Here is a 19228-nt window from a genome sequence, read left to right as displayed (position 1 = left end):
ACGGTTTGAATAGGTAATCGACATCGATTTTTAACGCAAAATTTATTGCACTGCGCGTCAAAAACGTCAACTTCTTACACACATATTTTTTCACTTTCAAAAATACCAAAAAGATACTTTGAACGCTGCTGTACCACTTACAAAATAATAGGACAATGTAATAGGACAAGAGCGCGACACAACCATGGCTGCTCTTCGTGAGTTAGCCATGATGATCGTCGTAGCCCGGTATGCGGGTGTATTACTGCATTTTAATTCTATTAACCGTGCACTGGCTCAGCTATGAGGTTAGCCGCCGGTGCTGCCGCAGGAGCCACATTTTGCTCCGGCGATTTACATTCGTTGGCCAATTGCTGTCCTTTTTTAGAATCGAGCAGCATGCCTTTTGCCGGAATGCCGATCCATACCAAGCCATATTTGTGATTTTCAAATCGGTCTGCACCAGTCGTCGTCGCTACATTGGTTAGACGATGCAGGGTTTTTCCCCAACGTAATGCAATGTGTTTGGGGTCTGCGGCGTTGCGATAAATGGTTAATTTATTTCCCAGTTCGCAGTTGTATTCGACCGCCACGGCGACTTTGATATCGGGAGTGCCTTCATCTTCACCGTCGTCCACTTCTGCTGCAGGGATGGCTTTCTTGCCGGTATTTTTCTTGGCAACTTTTTTCTTCACTACTTTTTTCGTTGCTGCTGGTTGACCTGTAGTGGTTTGTGCGATGGATGTTAATGGTGCCGTTATCATCAAGCTAGCGCACAGCAAGCTAAGAATAGAGAGAGTTTTTTTCATATTGTCTGAACTGTTGGTTGGGCAGTTATTAATTACATCAATGGGCGCGCTACAATATTAGTAAGCTAAAAAAAGTGCAATGTTTAATTCGTAAATAAACTATTAGCAAGCGGCGGCAGTACTACGCCATTGTTTTTCGCTCGCTGTAAAACGGTCCAATAATACCGATAGCTGGCACGATCATGCAATGTGCAGAGATGCTGGATTGGACCCCAATCCGCCTTTTGGGCGGCAAGTAAAATGTGAGTCGCGTCGCTCACTTCTGACTCGGTTGGAGAAAATGCGCCCAAAATGAAGCGTATTTGCTGCGGATGGATACTCCACATCCGCGTGTAACCGAATGCCATTCTGGCGCGATGGGCATCGTCTGCGACGACTGCGCTGTCGTGTATCTCTGTCGTGACGTTATGCGAAGGGGTTTTGCCGTGTGCATGACAGGCGGCAGATATCTCAAGCTTGGCGCGCGTCACCAAAGCGTGGGTGAACTGACCCGGTGAACGCATAGCAGCGCCGGGAATTGCGCCGTAATGGGATGAAACAAAATCCATAATTCCAAACGACAGCGACTCAACCTGGGGAAGGGCAGCGATCGCTGCGACATCGGCAAGCGCGCCGTGAGTTTCAATCAGAACATGGACTGGTAAAGTCTCGCGGCCAGCGCGTTGACTATGGTGATTGATCAGATCGATAGCGGTGCTGACATCGGCAAGGCTTTCCACCTTGGGGACCATCAGGTAGGCAAGAGTCGCCGCTTTCCGGCAAATAATCTCTACATCTTGCTCGAAAAAACTACTGCTGATGTCATGGACGCGCGCACCGATACGGTTAAACCGATTGTCGGCACTCGCAATAACCTCTGATACCAATCGTGCATGAGCAGCCTCATTACCGGCAGCCGCACCATCTTCGCAATCGAACGTAATATCAAATACCGGGCCTAGGTCGTGTTGAAGCGAGACCGATTTGCGCATGAGCTTTTCTGAACCGGCGTAATGGTCACACGCCGGCAATAAGACCGGTGGATGTTTGCCTAGGAATAAAACCTCGGTAGGATTCATACGACTTAGCTTGACTTAAATGAACTCAATTAGGGGTATTGCCAGCGAGTTGCAATAACGATGCGATAATTTTTAACAGCGATCAAATTGCTATTTATTTAAAACATCATACGGCTACTAACAACTAAATATAACTAACTATTTATGATAATTACTACAGATGGTTCTTATTTCTCAAGTTAATTCTTGGTTCTTGGTTCTTGGTTCTTTTATTCTTATTACAGTAAACAATTTCTGTGTATCAAACTATGTGTATCAATGCGCTTGAAACAACTGACGAAGGCAAATCTGAAAAATGTTGCCCGCATCAGTTTTGCAGCATGCGACCGGTTAAAGATCGCACGTTTTAATGCACCAGATTAGCCAACCAAATGTTTAACGCCTTCACGCTCTTCCAACAGTTCGTTCAACGTGACGTTGATACGCTCTTGAGAGAATGCGTCGATTTCCAAGCCTTGAACGATGGTGTATTCGCCGTTTTCGGTCGTCACTGGGAAGCCGAAAATAGTGCCTTCCGGAATGCCATATGAACCGTCCGATGGGACACCCATGGTAGTCCATTTGCCGTTGGTGCCAAGGACCCAGTCACGCACATGATCAATTGCTGCGTTGGCTGCCGATGCTGCCGACGATAAACCACGCGCTTCAATAATGGCGGCGCCGCGCTTACCAACTGTTGGCAAGAAAACGTCTTTATTCCACTCATGATCATTGATCAAATCTTTTACCGACTGGCCGTCAACTGTCGCGTAGCGATAGTCAGCGTACATCGTTGGTGAGTGATTACCCCAAACGAACATTTTTTCAATAGAGGCGACTGGCTTGCCGGACTTAGCCGCGACTTGCGACAATGCACGGTTATGATCTAGACGCAGCATTGCAGTGAAGTTTTTCGCTGGCAGGTTAGGTGCCGATTTCATCGCGATGTAAGCGTTAGTGTTAGCTGGATTGCCAACGACCAATACTTTCACATTGCGTGAGGCGACTGCATCCAGAGCTTTACCTTGAACGGTAAAAATTTGCGCATTGGCTTCGAGCAGATCCTTACGCTCCATGCCAGGGCCGCGAGGACGTGCGCCGACTAGTAGGGCGACGTCGATATCCTTAAACGCGGTTAGCGGATCACTATGTGCAGTAACGCCAGCCAGTAACGGGAATGCGCAATCGTCGATTTCCATAATGACGCCCTTTAGTGCTTTTTGGGCTTTTTCGTCAGGAATTTCTAGCAATTGCAAAATGACCGGTTGGTCTTTGCCGAGCAAGTCGCCGTTGGCGATGCGAAATAAAAGGGAATAACCGATTTGACCAGCTGCGCCGGTTACGGCAACACGCATTGGGGTTTTAGCCATGTTGAATCTCCAGAGTGGTGATGAAAAGCGTAATCTGTATACCTGATCTACTATGATACCGTCGAAAACAGCGTGCGTCAGTTTGTTTTAGCGAACAGCTTATAGCCAATATCAATGCTGACGGACGACGAAAGCAGTGATAAGCAAAAAAATCAGAAGCAGCAACGTTTATCAGATATTTTATTGGTCAGATGTTTCCTGTGACCAAAAGCAGCCAATAAACAAATAACCTCAATCTAATAACGGTTTCCCGCGAGTGTAGGCGCGTGAAGTTGGTCTGTCAATGACTATCTTATATCTTATATAAGACATCTTACCAAGAGATTTTGTGCTGGACTATATGGGTGTTTATGTGTTGAAATCGTAAGTTATGAGTTCCATCCCATCCAATATGATTAGCACTGATCCAGTCAACGTCGGCAGTGCTGTCGTCCCTGCAGCATCCCCAACCTTTAGTCCGCTCTATCAGCAAATTAAAGCACTTATTATGCTGCGCTTACAGTCGGGAGAGTGGAAGCCGGGCGAACTTATTCCCAGCGAGGTAGAGCTAGGGAACAGATTCAAGGTAAGTCAAGGAACTGTCCGTAAAGCGATCGACGAATTAGCCGCAGAAAACTTAGTGGTGAGACGTCAGGGAAAAGGTACTTTTGTTGCGACGCACCACGAAGACAAGGCGCAATTTAGATTTTTGCGTTTAATGCCTGACGATGGACAGCCTAAGCCGGCCGATAAAAGAGTTATTGAGCTTAAGCGTTTACGCGCTCCGGCGGAAATTGCACGCCTCCTAAACATGAAATCCGGAGATTCGGTAGTATTCGTCAAGCGCGTTATGTCATTTGAGGGTGCGCCGACAATACTTGAGGAGTTATGGTTGCCTGGCGCGATATTCAAGAGCTTAACCCTGGAGCGGCTAGTTGAATATCGTGGGCCCATGTATGGCTTGTTTGAGACTGAATTTGCTACACGAATGATTCGCGCCACTGAGCAAATACGTGCTGCGAGCGCGGATACGGAAGTGGCACAATTACTGTCTGTGCCGCCGATGTCACCGTTATTAAGTGTCGAGCGCGTGTCGTTCACGTATGGCGACAAACCGGTGGAAGTTAGGCGTGGGCTGTATGTGACTGATCGCCATCACTATCAGAATGAATTGAGTTAAGTGTGTTTTAGGGAAGTCGGCGCAGTGTAATACCGACTAAATCGGTGTGGAAAAAGCGAGCAATACAATAAATAGGGGCGCAATTTCACCGAATAGCAGGTTGTCGTAAGATGCTAGATTGGAATGATATTTAAAGGCTTTATGACTAAATTAACTCTGCCAATTAGATGATAATTGGATTTTTCTGAGGTAATTTTGCTGAATACTTAAGAACTAATGGTGTGCTGCACCAAAATAAGCGAAAATCACGCAATTGTTTTAAAACTGAGGAGAACCCCCGTTATGTCTGATGCCGAAGCCGAAAAAAATCAGCGGCCACAATTTCGTAACATTCACATAAGTCAAATTATTGGATATCGCTTGCCTTTGGCAGGTTTTATTTCGATTTTGCACCGTATTAGCGGCTTGTTGATGTTTTTGTTATTGCCTTTCATTCTGTTCCTGCTTGACACAAGTCTGGTGTCTGAAGGTTCATTTGAATACTTCAAGGGCATTACATCCAACTGGTTCGTCAAATTGATTATCCTGGCGCTGTCATGGGCATATCTGCATCACTTCTGCGCTGGTATTCGTCATCTGGTTATGGATAACCATGTCGGCCTCGACAAGGATAGCGCCCGCAAATCCGCAGTCGGCGTATTTGCAATTAGCTTGCCGCTGGCGCTAGTGGTCGCGTTAAAACTGTTCGGAGCATTCTAAAAATGGCGAATAATAATATTGGGTCTAAGCGCTTAGTCGTTGGTGCACATTACGGTTTGCGTGACTGGCTTGCGCAACGCGCTACCGCAGTTGTAATGGCGATTTATACCGTTATTCTGTTGATCTCCTTTTTGACCGCAAGCGATTTTAGTTATCAAGGTTGGGCGGGATTGTTCTCGCACCAGTGGTTTAAGCTGGCGACTTTCGTCGCGCTGGCAGCACTGTTTTTTCACGCATGGATTGGCGTGCGTGATATCTGGATGGATTACGTTAAGCCGGTTGCTCTGCGACTGGTATTGCAAGTTGCCACAATTTTGTGGCTAGTCGGTTGTGCCGGATGGGCGGCGCAGATTTTGTGGAGAGTGTAATCGTGGCAGCTATTAAACCCACAATTCCTACACGCCGCTTTGATGCGGTAATCGTTGGTGCCGGTGGTTCCGGTATGCGTGCTTCGCTACAGTTGGCGGAAGCTGGTTTAAATGTCGCCGTTTTGTCTAAAGTTTTCCCTACGCGCTCGCATACAGTTGCAGCGCAGGGCGGTATCGGTGCCTCTCTGGGGAACATGTCAGAGGACAATTGGTACTGGCACATGTTTGACACAGTCAAGGGTTCTGATTACTTAGGTGATCAGGACGCTATTGAGTTTATGTGTCGCGAAGCGGCGAAAGCCGTGTACGAACTAGAGCATTTGGGTATGCCATTCGACCGTAACGCTGACGGTACGATTTATCAGCGTCCGTTCGGTGGTCATTCGGCTCACTTCGGTGAAAAACCGGTCGCCCGTGCCTGTGCTGCAGCTGACCGTACCGGTCATGCATTGTTGCATACGTTATATCAGCGTAATGTTCGCGCCAAGACCCACTTCTTCGTTGAGTGGATGGCGATTGATTTGGTGAAAGACGCTGACGGCGACGTACTCGGAGTACTTGCTCTTGAGATGGAGACTGGCGAGATCATGATGTTGGAAGCCAAGACAACTGTCATGGCAACTGGTGGTGCTGGCCGTATCTGGGCGGCGTCAACTAATGCATTTATCAATACCGGTGATGGTATGGGTATGGTGGCGCGTGCTGGCATTCCGTTGGAAGATATGGAGTTTTGGCAGTTTCACCCAACCGGTGTTGCCGGTGCTGGTGTGTTGATTACTGAAGGCGTTCGGGGTGAAGGTGGTATTCTCATCAATTCCGAAGGTGAGCGTTTCATGGAGCGTTATGCTCCAACATTGAAGGATCTGGCACCACGTGACTTCGTGTCGCGGTCAATGGACCAGGAAATTAAAGAAGGTCGCGGTTGCGGTCCTAATAAAGATCACCTGATGCTGGATCTTCGCCACATTGGCGCTGAGACCATCAAAAAGCGCCTTCCATCCATCCTTGAAATCGGTCACAAGTTTGCCAACGTCGATGCGCTTAAAGAGCCTATCCCGGTCGTACCAACGATCCATTATCAAATGGGTGGTATTCCGACTAACGTTTATGGTCAGGTAGTAGTGCCGAAAGATGGCATTCCTAACGCGATTGTAAATGGCTTGTATGCGATTGGCGAATGTGCCTGCGTATCGGTGCACGGTGCTAATCGACTGGGTACTAACTCACTGCTGGATCTGGTTGTATTTGGTCGCGCAGCCGGTAACCATATTGTTGACAGCAAGCTAAAAGAGCGCAGCAATAAACCTCTTCCTGCTGATGCAACCGACGCTTCTATGGCGCGTGTCGCAAAACTGGAAACAAGCACAGGTACTGAGCGCGTACAAGATGTTGCCAATGATATCCGTAAGACGATGCAGCACTATTGTGGCGTGTTTCGGACGGATGAATTGCTCCAGCAAGGTTACAAAGAAATTATGATCCTTGATGAGCGTCGCAAGAATGTCTCGTTCAAAGATAAGTCGATGGTTTTCAACACTGCGCGGGTTGAAGCACTTGAACTCGATAACATGATCGAAGTAGCCAAGGCAACTATTACGGCCGCCGCTGCCCGTAAGGAGTCACGCGGCGCTCACGCGCATCGAGATTACGAAAAGCGCGACGATGAGAACTGGATGAAGCACTCGTTGTGGTACTCCGAAGGTAATCGTCTCGATTACAAACCGGTGATTACCAAGCCCCTGACGGTTGATACGTTCAAGCCAAAACCACGTACTTTCTAATAAGGTCTAGCCATGTCACGTACAGTTAAATTTAAAATCTATCGCTACGATCCGGACAAGGATACAAAGCCTTACATGCAAGACCTGACGGTTGAACTATTGCCGACGGATAAGATGTTACTTGATGCATTGCAACGTATCAAGGCAGATGTTGATGATTCGTTGTCACTCCGTCGCTCATGTCGTGAAGGCGTTTGTGGTTCTGATGCCATGAATATCAACGGCAAAAATGGTTTGGCGTGTACAACTAATTTGAATGAATTGTCTGAGCCGATCATCCTAAGGCCGTTACCAGGCTTGCCGGTGATTCGCGATCTGATCGTTGATATGACGCAGTTCTTCAAACAATACGATTCAGTTAAGCCATACCTGATCAACAACAGTATTCCGCCGGAAAAAGAACGTTTGCAGACCCCAGAGCAGCGTGAAGAGCTAGATGGCTTGTACGAGTGTATTCTTTGTGCTTGCTGTTCTACGTCTTGTCCGTCATTTTGGTGGAATCCAGACAAGTTTGTCGGTCCGGCTGGTTTGTTACAAGCTTACCGTTTTATCGCTGATAGTCGCGATGAGGCTACTGGTGAGCGCTTGGATAACCTGGAAGATCCGTATCGTTTATTCCGGTGTCGTTCAATCATGAATTGCGTTGATGTTTGCCCTAAGGGATTGAACCCTAATGCAGCAATCGGCAAGATTAAAGAACTGATGGTTCGTCGCGCGGTATAAATAGTATAAGCACTATCAGTCGATGATTCGTCTATGACGGATCATCGTAACTGGAAGGTGAGTCGACAATTAAGAAACAACATTGTTTTGAATTGCAGTCTAAGCAAAGCCGATCAGACACAAAGTGAGGATGCTGCAGGTTATTCACGCAAAGTTTTTTTGTATTTTTTACGAGAAGACCATTTGGGCTGCTCAGTCACAGAACACACTATGTGTGCCTGACACAAGGTTTCAAAAACAACTTCATATTGTCACTTGTCTGGTTCGCAGTAACTGCTGCGGGATAAAGTTTACATCGACAGTGGTTTAACATTGCCATTGCACTAATTGGAATCAAGTAAATCATGACCATCACCCACCAGGACGACCCAGCAAAGCGCGCAAGATTGCGCTGGCGCGCGCGGCGCGGTCTTTTGGAAAATGATTTAATTCTCACCAGATTTTTGGATGCAAATGAGTCAACCATGACGGACGTTGATGTCGATGCCTTCACGCGATTGATGGACTTATCCGACGGTGATCTGATGAATTTGCTGATGGGACGCAACGAGGCCGAGGGCGAAGTGGATTTGCCTCAGGTTCATGCTTTGGTAGCGCGATTACGCGTAATCTGAGCAAAGATAAACCCGCCATTGACCATATTGTCAGTGTGATGCATAAGCCAGCATGCGGCGAAGCAGTGCGTATAAACGTATTTTATTTTTGATTCAAGCATTACCTGCTAAAGAGGGAAGAGCCATGACCAACGCTGAAACGAAAGCCACACTATCATTTTCTGATGGTAGCCCATCGATCGATTTTCCAATCTACAAAGGGACCGTGGGTCCTGAAGTTATCGATATCCGTAAGTTATATGGTGCGACCGGCAAGTTTACTTATGACCCGGGTTTTATGTCGACCGCTGCATGTAATTCATCGATTACCTATATCGATGGCGACAAGGGCGAACTACTTTATCGCGGTTACCCGATTGAGCAATTAGCTGTAAATTGCGATTTTCTGGAAACGTGTTATTTGCTTCTGAATGGTGAATTGCCAACAGCAGAAGAAAAAGAAACCTTTGACGCAACCGTGACGACACACACCATGGTCCACGAACAAATGCAATTTTTCTTCCGTGGTTTCCGTCGCGATGCGCATCCTATGGCTGTATTGGTTGGCACAGTGGGCGCGTTGTCTTCGTTTTATCATGATTCGCTAGACATTACTGACCCGCGTCACCGTGAAGTTTCGGCTATTCGTTTGATCGCCAAGTTGCCAACGCTAGTCGCAATGGCCTACAAATATAACGTCGGACAACCGTTTGTATATCCACGTAACGATTTGTCGTACAGCGCAAACTTCATGCACATGATGTTCTCAACGCCATGCGCAGAGTACAAAGTCAGCGACGTTCTGGTTCGTGCCCTCGATCGTATTTTGATCTTGCACGCTGATCACGAGCAAAATGCTTCGACATCAACAGTGCGTCTGGCTGGTTCAAGCGGCGCAAATCCGTTTGCCTGTATCGCTGCTGGTATTGCTTGTTTGTGGGGCCCAGCACACGGCGGCGCGAACGAAGCTGCACTCAATATGCTGAAAGAAATCGGTACCGTCGATAATATTCCTGAATTCGTAAGACAAGTTAAGGACAAAAACTCGACTGTTAAGCTGATGGGCTTTGGTCATCGTGTCTACAAAAACTACGATCCACGTGCCAAGTTGATGCGTGAAACTTGCTACGAAGTGTTGGCAGAGTTGGGATTGGAAAACGATCCTTTATTCAAGCTAGCCATGGCGCTAGAAAAAGTCGCGCTAGAAGACGAATATTTTGTCTCTCGCAAACTTTATCCGAATGTTGACTTCTATTCAGGTATCGTTCAATCAGCATTGGGCATTCCAGTTTCTCTATTTACCGGAATCTTCGCAATGGCGCGTACTGTAGGTTGGATCGCGCAATGGAACGAAATGATCTCGGACCCTGAGCAAAAAATTGGTCGTCCGCGCCAATTATTTATCGGTTCTCCGACTCGCGATGTCGTGTCAATCGAAAGTCGTACTGCAAGTAAGTAATGTAAATATCAAAAAAGCGAATCGAATGATTCGCTTTTTTTGTATTGTTGAATAGGAGTTATGCTATTCTACTGCATCAATAGTTTTGATCGCGTTTGCAACGGATAGCTTCAGGTTTTGTATTGCGTCCTTAATTGAAGTGGCAAAGATGACAAAATTGCAAAGTGTGAGCACACGTTTAGAACTAATTGCGTTAGTTGAAAAGAATACAGTAATAAGAAGTTGTAATTTGATCCCTTCCCCACAACTTGATGTGCAATCCGCTAACCGGTCAGGCCGTGTCGCGGAAGGTTTTGTTAACCCGCTAATCTCGCGAAACGCGAAGAAAGGTGAGCAATATGATGCAGCAATATGGCTCCAATTCGTATCTCTTCGGAGGTAACGCACCGTACATTGAAGAACTGTACGAGTCGTACCTTGATAATCCCGGATCTGTTTCAGATAACTGGCGTGCGTACTTTGACGCCATGCAACATGTGCCTGCCGTCGATGGCACAGATAAGCCCGATGTAGCGCATGCAACGGTCGTAGCATCATTTGCCGAACGCGCAAAGCAAGGTCCAATTCGGACAATTTCCGCTTCAGCTGATGCTGAAATGGGACGTAAACGCGTAGCCGCAACTCAGCTAATCGCTGCATATCGTTACCTCGGTTCGCGCTGGGCCAATCTAGATCCGCTGCAGCGCCAAGAACGTTTGGCTATTCCTGAGCTGGATCCGACGTTCTATGGATTTACTGATGCGGACATGGACATTGTGTTCAACATCAGCAATACCTATTTCGGCACAGAGACCTCTACGCTTCGCGATCTGTTGAATTCATTGCGCGATACTTATTGCCGTTCGATTGGCGCTGAGTATATGTACGTTAGTGACCCAACTGAAAAGCGCTGGATACAAGAACGTCTCGAGTCGACTCGCTCTGCACCGACGCTGACGATTGAAAAGAAAAAACACATTCTTGAACGTTTGACAGCTGCTGAAGGTTTGGAGCGCTATCTACACACACGTTATGTCGGACAAAAGCGTTTCTCACTAGAGGGCGGCGAAAGTTTTATCGTTTCACTCGATGAAACGATTCAACGCGGCGGCGAAAAAGGTATCCAGGAAATCGTTATCGGTATGGCCCATCGTGGCCGCCTTAACGTTCTGGTCAATACTTTGGGCAAAATGCCGCAAGAATTGTTTGCCGAGTTTGAAGGTAAGCACGGCGATGATTTGCCTGCCGGTGACGTAAAGTACCATCAAGGTTTTTCATCGGACATCACTAGCCCAGGCGGCCCTGTCCATCTGTCGCTGGCGTTTAATCCATCGCATCTTGAGATCGTCAACCCAGTGGTCGAGGGATCGGTCAAGGCACGTATGGAACGTCGTGGCGACAAAGACGGCGCGCAAGTTTTGCCAATCCTGGTGCATGGCGATGCCGCATTTGCAGGGCAAGGCGTTGTAATGGAAACGTTAAACCTGGCGCAAACTCGCGGTTACGGCACCGGTGGTACTGTTCACATCGTCATTAACAATCAGATTGGCTTTACTACTTCCGATCCACGCGACTCACGTTCGACGCTGTATTGCTCAGACGTGGTCAAGATGATTGAAGCACCTGTTCTTCACGTCAATGCGGATGATCCAGAAGCAGTTGTTTTCGCAACTCAGATCGCCCTTGACTATCGCGTTGAGTTTAAAAAAGACATTGTTGTGGACATCATCTGCTTCCGCAAACTTGGCCATAACGAACAAGATACACCAGCATTGACACAACCGCTGATGTACAAAAAGATTGCACAGCATCCGGGTACGCGTAAAGTGTATGCCGACAAATTGACCGCACAAGGCACAATTGAAGCCGGTGAGGGCGATGCTATGGTCAAGGCCTATCGCGATGCGATGGATGCAGGTAAGCACACAATCGACCCTGTCATTACCAATTTTAAGAGCAAGTATGCCGTTGATTGGTTGCCGTTCTTAAATCGCAAATGGACCGACGCTGCCGATACTGCTGTGCCAATGACTGAACTGAAACGTTTAGCTGCGCGCATTACAAAGGTGCCGGATGATTTTAAAGTCCACGCGCTGGTCGAAAAAGTGCTCAATGATCGTGCGACTATGGGCCGCGGCGAACTCAACCTTGACTGGGGTATGGGCGAGCATCTGGCCTATGCGTCTCTGGTGTCTTCCGGTTATACGATTCGCTTAACCGGGCAAGATGCCGGTCGCGGTACTTTCGTACATCGTCACGCAGTATTGCATGATCAAAATCGTGAGCGTTGGGATGCCGGTAGTTATATTCCGCTGCAAAATGTCTCTGATCAGCAAGCGCCTTTCAATGTTATTGACTCTGTATTATCTGAAGAAGCGGTTCTGGGATTTGAGTACGGTTATTCGACAGCAGAACCGAATACTTTAACGATTTGGGAAGCGCAATTCGGCGATTTTGCCAACGGTGCACAAGTTGTTATTGACCAATTCATCAGCTCCGGCGAAGTGAAATGGGGGCGTGCGTCAGGGTTAGTAATGATGCTGCCACATGGCTATGAAGGCCAGGGACCGGAACACTCGTCGGCACGTCTCGAGCGCTTCTTGCAATTATGTGCAGATAACAACATGCAGGTTGTTCAGCCGACTACTTCAGCGCAGATTTTCCATTTGCTGCGCCGTCAGATGATTCGTCTGTTCCGCAAGCCGCTCATTATCATGACGCCGAAATCATTGCTGCGTAATAAGGATGCCGGTTCGCCTTTGTCTGATTTGGCAAAGGGTTCATTCCAGACCGTCATCGGTGAAGTTGATGACAAGATCGATGCTAAAAAGGTGAAGCGTATCATCGCTTGTTCTGGCAAGATTTATTACGATCTGGTAAATGCGCGTAAAGAACGCGGTCAAGCCGACGTCGCTATTATTCGTCTGGAACAACTGTATCCGTTCCCGCACAAGGCATTTGCAGCTGAATTGAAGCAATTTCCAAACTTTAATGAATTGGTTTGGGCGCAAGACGAGCCGCAAAACCAAGGTGCGTGGTTGCAGATTCAACATAATATTTTTGAAAATCTGGGTGATGGTCAAAAGCTTGCTTATGCAGGTCGTCCAGCCAGTGCATCGCCTGCCGTGGGTTACTACGACAAGCATTACGCGCAACTAAAAACATTGCTTGATACTGCATTTTCAAAGCTTAAGGGCTTTGTTCTTACCAAATAACTGAAGCAAAGGCACGCCACAAACAAGGCGTGCCGGATGCAAAACCCATACGGAGAATTCCATGGCACTTATAGAAGTTAAAGTCCCCCAACTTTCAGAATCTGTCGCTGAAGCAACCCTGTTGCAATGGCATAAAAAAGTAGGCGATCCAGTCGCACGCGATGAGAACCTAATCGATATTGAAACAGATAAAGTGGTGCTGGAATTGCCAGCGCCAAATGATGGTGTAGTCGTACAAATTGTGGAGCCGGATGGCGCTACTGTTGTTGCAGGTCAGATCATCGCGATTATCGATACTGATGCAGCAGCTAAAGTAAGCCCGATGGAAGTAACGCCGATACCGGTGCCGCAACCTGGCCATGCAACGACACCTGTTGCCGCCCCAGAACTTGCAAGCACCTCCGCAGCGGGTATTGCTATGCCGGCAGCAGCCAAGTTACTTTCGGAAAATAACCTTTCAGCAACGCAGGTCGCAGGTAGCGGCAAAGATGGTCGCGTAACTAAAGGTGATGTGCTGACAACGTTGGCAGCGAAGCCAGCCACGCCAGCACCAGCGGTTGCAGCTCCGGCTGCTAAACCAGCCTTGCAACAAGTTGCTGCGCCAAACAAAGCTAGCAAAGAAGAGCGTCCGGAAGAGCGCGTGCCGATGAGCCGCTTGCGCGCGCGTATCGCTGAACGTTTACTGCAATCGCAAGCGACTAACGCAATCTTGACTACATTCAATGAAGTCAACATGCAACCTGTTATCGATTTACGGACCAAGTACAAAGATAAATTTGAAAAAGAGCACGGCGTTAAGCTTGGGTTCATGTCCTTCTTTGTCAAAGCAGCTGTCGCAGCGTTGAAGAAATACCCTGTCGTTAATGCTTCCGTTGACGGTAACGATATTTTGTACCATGGCTATTTTGATATTGGTATCGCCGTTGGTTCGCCACGTGGTTTGGTCGTCCCTGTGTTGCGTGATGCTGATCAAATGTCGATCGCGCAGATCGAAAAGAAAATTGGCGAGTTCGGTGCTAAAGCACGTGACGGCAAGCTGACAATGGAAGATCTGACCGGCGGTACTTTCTCAATCTCAAACGGTGGAACATTCGGATCGATGCTGTCGACGCCGATTATCAATCCTCCACAGTCTGCGATCTTGGGCGTTCATGCCACTAAGGACCGTGCTGTCGTTGAAAATGGCCAAATCGTTATTCGTCCGATGAACTATCTGGCAATGTCTTACGATCACCGTATCATCGACGGTCGTGAAGCAGTATTGGCATTAGTCGCTATCAAGGATGCGCTGGAAGATCCTGCACGCATGTTGCTGGACTTGTAATTTCTAAAAGTAATTGCGCTTTACTGCCTTTCGGTCAATACCTCATTGGAATTGACCGGAAGGCATGAAGTGGACTGCTTTACGTCATGTTGGTTGAATTAAATAAATTAGCGTACAAGTGGGGTAAACAACGGAATGACGATTTATTGCGATGTAAAAAGTCTGCATCAAAGACGTGATTAAAAGACGTGATTATTAAAGAAGTAAGCATCAAAGTAAGCACCAAAGAAGTGAGCGGCAGTTACGCAATGCGTTGCCGCTAAGTTAGCCTTGGCTTTGTCGTAAGAAGTCGAAAAATACCGAATTTACCTGAAGTAGTGCGTGATGCCTTGTTGCCAAGAGCGCCGTAAAAGAACGAAGGAAAAACTATGAGTAAGCAATTTGACGTTATCGTTATCGGTGGCGGTCCTGGTGGTTATATCGCAGCAATTCGTGCTGCTCAACTTGGATTCAATACCGCTTGTATTGATGAGTGGAAAAACGCCAGTGGCGGTCCGGCACCAGGCGGAACCTGTACCAACGTTGGTTGTATCCCATCAAAAGCGTTGCTGCAATCTTCTGAACATTTCGAACATGCTGGCCACAGCTTCGCAGATCATGGTATCGATATCAAGGAACTAACCTTGAATTTGCCACAGATGTTGGCGCGTAAAGATACGGTCATTAAACAGAACAATGATGGCATTTTGTATTTGTTGAAAAAAAATAAAGTGACCTTTTTCCACGGACGGGGCTCTTTTGTTAAAGGCGACGCTAACGGTTACGAAATTAAGGTTGCTGGCAAGACCGAAGAGTCGATTAGCGGTAAGCACATCATTCTGGCAACGGGATCCAATGCGCGTGCATTGCCGGGCGCTGATTTTGACGAGAAATTGATTTTGTCCAACACTGGCGCGCTGACAATTGGCGCTGTACCGAAGAAACTCGGTGTTATTGGCGCTGGCGTCATCGGTCTTGAAATGGGAAGCGTCTGGCGTCGTCTGGGTGCAGAAGTCACCGTCCTGGAAGCGTTACCAGCTTTTCTTGGCGCAGTAGATGATCAAATCGCTAAAGAAGCAGCCAAACTGTTCGCCAAACAAGGGTTGAATATCAGTCTGGGTGTCAAGATTGGCGCTATCACTGCGGGCAAAAAAGAGGTCACGGTTGAGTATACCGATGCCAAAGGCGAAGCCCAAAAAGCCGTGTTCGACAAATTGATCATTTCAATCGGCCGCACACCTAATACCATTGGACTTAACGCTGAAGGCGTTGGCTTGCAACTGGATGAGCGCGGCTTCATCAATGTTGACGGTGATTGCAAAACTAACCTGGCAAATGTTTGGGCGGTCGGTGACGTGGTACGCGGCCCAATGCTCGCACACAAGGCCGAGGAAGAAGGTGTTGCTGTCGCGGAACGGATCGCGGGCCAACACGGTCATGTCAACTTCAATACGATTCCATGGGTTATTTACACGTCACCAGAAATCGCATGGGTTGGAAAAACCGAGCAGCAATTGAAAGCGGAAGGCGTTGCTTATAAAGCGGGCACATTCCCGTTCCTGGCGAATGGCAGGGCGCGCGCGCTGGGCGATACTGCCGGTATGGTGAAGTTTTTAGCTGATGCAAAAAGCGATGAAATTCTTGGTGTCCATATCATTGGACCGATGGCTTCGGAACTCATTTCTGAAGCAGTCGTAGCAATGGAATTCCGTGCTTCTGCCGAAGATATTGCACGTATTTGCCACGCACATCCGTCGTTGTCTGAGGCGACCAAAGAAGCTGCTCTGGCAGTTGATAAGCGCTCGCTCAACTTCTAAAGGAAATGACGATGCGTCATCTGACCCTGTTATCGATAGTTTTACTTGCTGGCTGCGCGACAACTGGGTCAGATAATGGTCGAATCCAGATCCAAACCAAATCGGATGGGCAGCCTTTGACCGCCGCTCGTTGCGTAGTCAAAACGGATGGTGGAACCTGGAACCTGACGACCCCAGCCGAAGTAGTGATATCGGCTGCAGACGGTGATTTACATGTTGACTGTAGTAAAAGAGGTTATCGGAGTGGGGTCATCATCTTTAAAGCGCCACCGGGGGCTGGCTTACCAAGTATGGGAGGTAGTGCTGCGGGTGGTGGTGGCATAGGCTTAGGTCAGGGGACCAGTTTTCCGACCAGTGTTGACAATAAAAATGGGGCCTATCCAAGCCAGATATCGGTTGAAATGGACCGACTATAGTTGCAAGAATCGCAACATCTAAGTGTGGGTGAGCAATGGCTCGCCCATTTTTGTTTTACCCGGTCGTTCTGATAGCTAAGTATGGACGGGGGAGTTGAGCATGTGAGGTTGACAATCATGAACGTCCTAGAGTTTTATGAGCAGACGTTGAGGCAGCGTGGATTTACCTCTGATCCTGCACAGTTGCTGGCGGTCGAGCGGCTTCAGCAAGCTTATGATGAATGGGTGGCCTTCAAAGCGCAACGCTCGAATTCTTTGAAGCGACTAATCAATCGTCCTGACGTGCCGCGTGGTGTATACATGTGGGGTGGTGTCGGGCGCGGCAAATCGTTTCTCATGGATAGTTTTTATTCCGTTGTGCCCGTGGTTCGTAAGGTACGTCTGCATTTTCATGAGTTTATGCGCGCAGTACATCGCCAGTTGGATGAATTGAAAGGCGTAGAGGATCCTCTTGATGAAGTGGCTAAGCGGATCGCAAAAAAATATCGTTTGATCTGTTTCGACGAATTTCATGTATCCGATATTGCTGATGCGATGATTTTGTACAACTTACTCAGAGCTTTGTTTGATAACGGCGTTTCATTCGTGATGACGTCCAATTACGAGCCGGGTACACTGTATCCGGATGGCTTACACCGTGATCGCATGTTGCCGACCATTAAGCTATTGCGGGATAAGCTCGATGTTATTAATATCGATGCGGGAATAGACTACCGTCGACTTGCGATGGATTTAGTGGATAGTTACTACACGCCACTTAATGGCGACAGTGACCGCGCCTTGCGTCACGCTTTTGCTGGGATTGCCGAAATGGCAGATCAGGACCCGGTCGTGGATATTGAAGCGCGTAAAATTAAGTCGTTACGGCGCGCTGGTGGGGTTATCTGGTTCGATTTCGCGACGTTGTGTGGGGGGCCACGTTCGCAGAATGACTATCTCGAAATTGCCAGTCGGTTCCATACAGTGATATTGTCCGGTATTCCGCAAATGTCGGCAGCAATGTCGTCGGAAGCACGCCGATTTACCTGGTTGATCGATGTGTTTTATGATCACAAAATAAAATTAATTATGTCGGCAGCGGTTGCGCCAGAAGAGTTGTATACCCAAGGCATGCTGGCAAACGAATTTCATCGTACGGCATCACGTATCAGTGAGATGCAGTCTAAGGAATATATGGATTCCGAGCAACGGGGTACGGCAGACGCGATTGCATAATCACTAATATGCCGGACGCCGAAACGGGATTGTGCTTAATGTTGATGTAACGCGGCAAATAGGCCGCGAAGGACCGGCCCACTTGTTCCGACGCTACACGGCCCCGACGTTATGCGATGTTGATTAACCGAACAATGCAATGTAAAGAATGGATGGAAACACGTGAGATTCGCTTCTTTTGTTATTAAAATGCAGTCTTCAGCGATCAAAACCAACGGTCTCTCTCTGCCCGTGATATCAACGTTTGCGCTCCTGACTACCTTGCTATTTCTGGGTGGGATGGCTGGCAGGGCGCATGCGCAGGACGATACGAAATCGGATCAATATAACGGCATTACATCCAACAGCAAATCCACAGCAAATGTCGACGCAAAACCTGGCTCTGAGCAAAATACAGCAGGCGTCAACCAAGACGCATCTCAAAGTGATGTGTCCAACGTCAATAAAGACGCTAAGCAATCTGCCAACCCTACAGATAATCCGATTCAGTCTAGGGATATTAATAAAGTATTCGATTCTTCTATTCCTGCCGCAGAATTTGCAACGCGTCATCCGCTCGGTTCTGTCAGTTCGGTGGCCGGTGCAGACAATGTGTTGACCGATGTGACAAAGGCACGTGCCGAGGTCGAGTTACGCACTCTGAACGAGCAGCGCGTTTGTTACAAAAAGTTTTTTACTAATCCTTGTTTAAATGCCGCGAAAGAGCAACGCCGCTTGGCGTTAAAGCAAATTCGCCCTCTGGAGGTTGAGGCAAACGCCTATAAGCGACGTGCTACAGTGGATGATCGCGATAAAGCGCTGGCAGAACAGCAAACCAAAAATGATATTTCTGCGCCTAAGTTGCAGCAAGACCAAAAGGAAAAAGAGAGTTCAATTGCAAATAAGGTAAAAGAAAGCGGGGAGAAAGATGCCGCTGTTACGGCGAATACCAAGCTCCATGCAGGCGAGGCTGAGAAACGCATCTCAGACAATGCCAATAAATTAAATAAAATACAGCAAAATGAAACTGCTAAAGCATCAGAACGCGCTGCTAACAGAGCTGCATTTATCAAAAAAGGCCAGGATGCGGCTGCACGTCAGCGTGAAGTAGCTGACAAAAAAGCAGAAAAAGCGCGCGATCTTGCGGAGAAAAAGGCATCTGCAGTTCCAGCAGTGAGTCCGCCGGCAGTCACTTCACCTTCCGGTGCACCAGCGCCAGCCCAGCCCTAAAGTGGCACTTTGAGCTTAAAAACTTCGGAACTGGTTCAATGTAAAGTGGTTGAGCGCAGGTAAAATTTCGAACGCAAGGGGGAAAACCATTTCTCGT

At 47.8% G+C, this 19228-nt stretch carries 16 protein-coding genes; 13 read left to right on the top strand and 3 right to left on the bottom strand.

Annotated features, from left to right (window positions below):
* Positions 1-260: 260 nt before the first annotated feature.
* The 3 genes from ACXX82_RS23245 to ACXX82_RS23235 form a co-directional block, all read right to left on the bottom strand.
* Positions 261-788, bottom strand: coding sequence for a hypothetical protein (locus ACXX82_RS23245; protein ID WP_322238801.1), 528 nt, complete (start codon positions 786-788; stop codon positions 261-263).
* 83 nt (positions 789-871) lie between these two features.
* Positions 872-1846: an HpcH/HpaI aldolase/citrate lyase family protein gene (locus tag ACXX82_RS23240; protein WP_458563796.1), complete on the bottom strand. Its 975-nt coding sequence runs from the start codon at positions 1844-1846 to the stop codon at positions 872-874.
* A gap of 359 nt (positions 1847-2205) precedes the next feature.
* A complete protein-coding gene (locus ACXX82_RS23235; protein ID WP_205320665.1) occupies positions 2206-3195 on the bottom strand; it encodes a malate dehydrogenase in 990 nt (329 codons plus the stop codon).
* A gap of 370 nt (positions 3196-3565) precedes the next feature.
* Here ACXX82_RS23235 and ACXX82_RS23230 point away from each other — a divergent pair, with 370 nt between their 5' ends.
* The 13 genes from ACXX82_RS23230 (at position 3566) to ACXX82_RS23170 (ending at position 19131) form a co-directional block, all read left to right on the top strand.
* On the top strand, positions 3566-4354 hold the full coding sequence (locus tag ACXX82_RS23230; protein WP_322238797.1) for a GntR family transcriptional regulator: 789 nt from the start codon (positions 3566-3568) through the stop codon (positions 4352-4354).
* A gap of 282 nt (positions 4355-4636) precedes the next feature.
* On the top strand, positions 4637-5053 hold the full coding sequence (gene sdhC, locus ACXX82_RS23225) for a succinate dehydrogenase, cytochrome b556 subunit (protein ID WP_322238795.1): 417 nt from the start codon (positions 4637-4639) through the stop codon (positions 5051-5053).
* 2 nt (positions 5054-5055) lie between these two features.
* Positions 5056-5421, top strand: coding sequence for a succinate dehydrogenase, hydrophobic membrane anchor protein (gene sdhD, locus ACXX82_RS23220; protein WP_458563795.1), 366 nt, complete (start codon positions 5056-5058; stop codon positions 5419-5421).
* Positions 5422-5423: 2 nt separating this feature from the next.
* Positions 5424-7202 (top strand): succinate dehydrogenase flavoprotein subunit, encoded by a 1779-nt coding sequence (sdhA, locus tag ACXX82_RS23215; protein ID WP_322238792.1) that lies wholly within the window; start codon positions 5424-5426, stop codon positions 7200-7202.
* A gap of 12 nt (positions 7203-7214) precedes the next feature.
* Entirely contained in the window at positions 7215-7925 is a 711-nt protein-coding gene (locus tag ACXX82_RS23210; RefSeq protein ID WP_322238790.1) for a succinate dehydrogenase iron-sulfur subunit, read from the top strand.
* 344 nt (positions 7926-8269) lie between these two features.
* Positions 8270-8539 carry an FAD assembly factor SdhE gene (locus tag ACXX82_RS23205; RefSeq protein ID WP_322238788.1) on the top strand — a complete coding sequence of 90 codons (270 nt, stop codon included), beginning with the start codon at positions 8270-8272 and terminating at the stop codon, positions 8537-8539.
* A gap of 124 nt (positions 8540-8663) precedes the next feature.
* A complete protein-coding gene (gltA, locus tag ACXX82_RS23200) occupies positions 8664-9977 on the top strand; it encodes a citrate synthase (RefSeq protein ID WP_322238786.1) in 1314 nt (437 codons plus the stop codon).
* Positions 9978-10315: 338 nt separating this feature from the next.
* A complete protein-coding gene (locus tag ACXX82_RS23195) occupies positions 10316-13171 on the top strand; it encodes a 2-oxoglutarate dehydrogenase E1 component (RefSeq protein ID WP_458563794.1) in 2856 nt (951 codons plus the stop codon).
* Between the two features lie 61 nt (positions 13172-13232).
* A complete protein-coding gene (gene odhB / locus ACXX82_RS23190; protein WP_322238782.1) occupies positions 13233-14495 on the top strand; it encodes a 2-oxoglutarate dehydrogenase complex dihydrolipoyllysine-residue succinyltransferase in 1263 nt (420 codons plus the stop codon).
* A gap of 368 nt (positions 14496-14863) precedes the next feature.
* Entirely contained in the window at positions 14864-16291 is a 1428-nt protein-coding gene (lpdA, locus tag ACXX82_RS23185; RefSeq protein ID WP_458563793.1) for a dihydrolipoyl dehydrogenase, read from the top strand.
* Positions 16292-16302: 11 nt separating this feature from the next.
* Complete coding sequence (locus ACXX82_RS23180; RefSeq protein WP_322238778.1) at positions 16303-16707, top strand: hypothetical protein; 405 nt, start codon at positions 16303-16305, stop codon at positions 16705-16707.
* A 117-nt stretch (positions 16708-16824) separates the two neighbouring features.
* On the top strand, positions 16825-17922 hold the full coding sequence (gene zapE / locus ACXX82_RS23175) for a cell division protein ZapE (RefSeq protein WP_322238776.1): 1098 nt from the start codon (positions 16825-16827) through the stop codon (positions 17920-17922).
* A 162-nt stretch (positions 17923-18084) separates the two neighbouring features.
* Positions 18085-19131: a hypothetical protein gene (locus tag ACXX82_RS23170; protein WP_458563792.1), complete on the top strand. Its 1047-nt coding sequence runs from the start codon at positions 18085-18087 to the stop codon at positions 19129-19131.
* Positions 19132-19228: the final 97 nt, after the last annotated feature.

It is taken from the genome of Glaciimonas sp. GNP009 (genome assembly GCF_054343755.1).
Note: the sequence above shows the minus strand (reverse complement) of the source record. Positions and strands in the feature narration are given on the sequence as shown.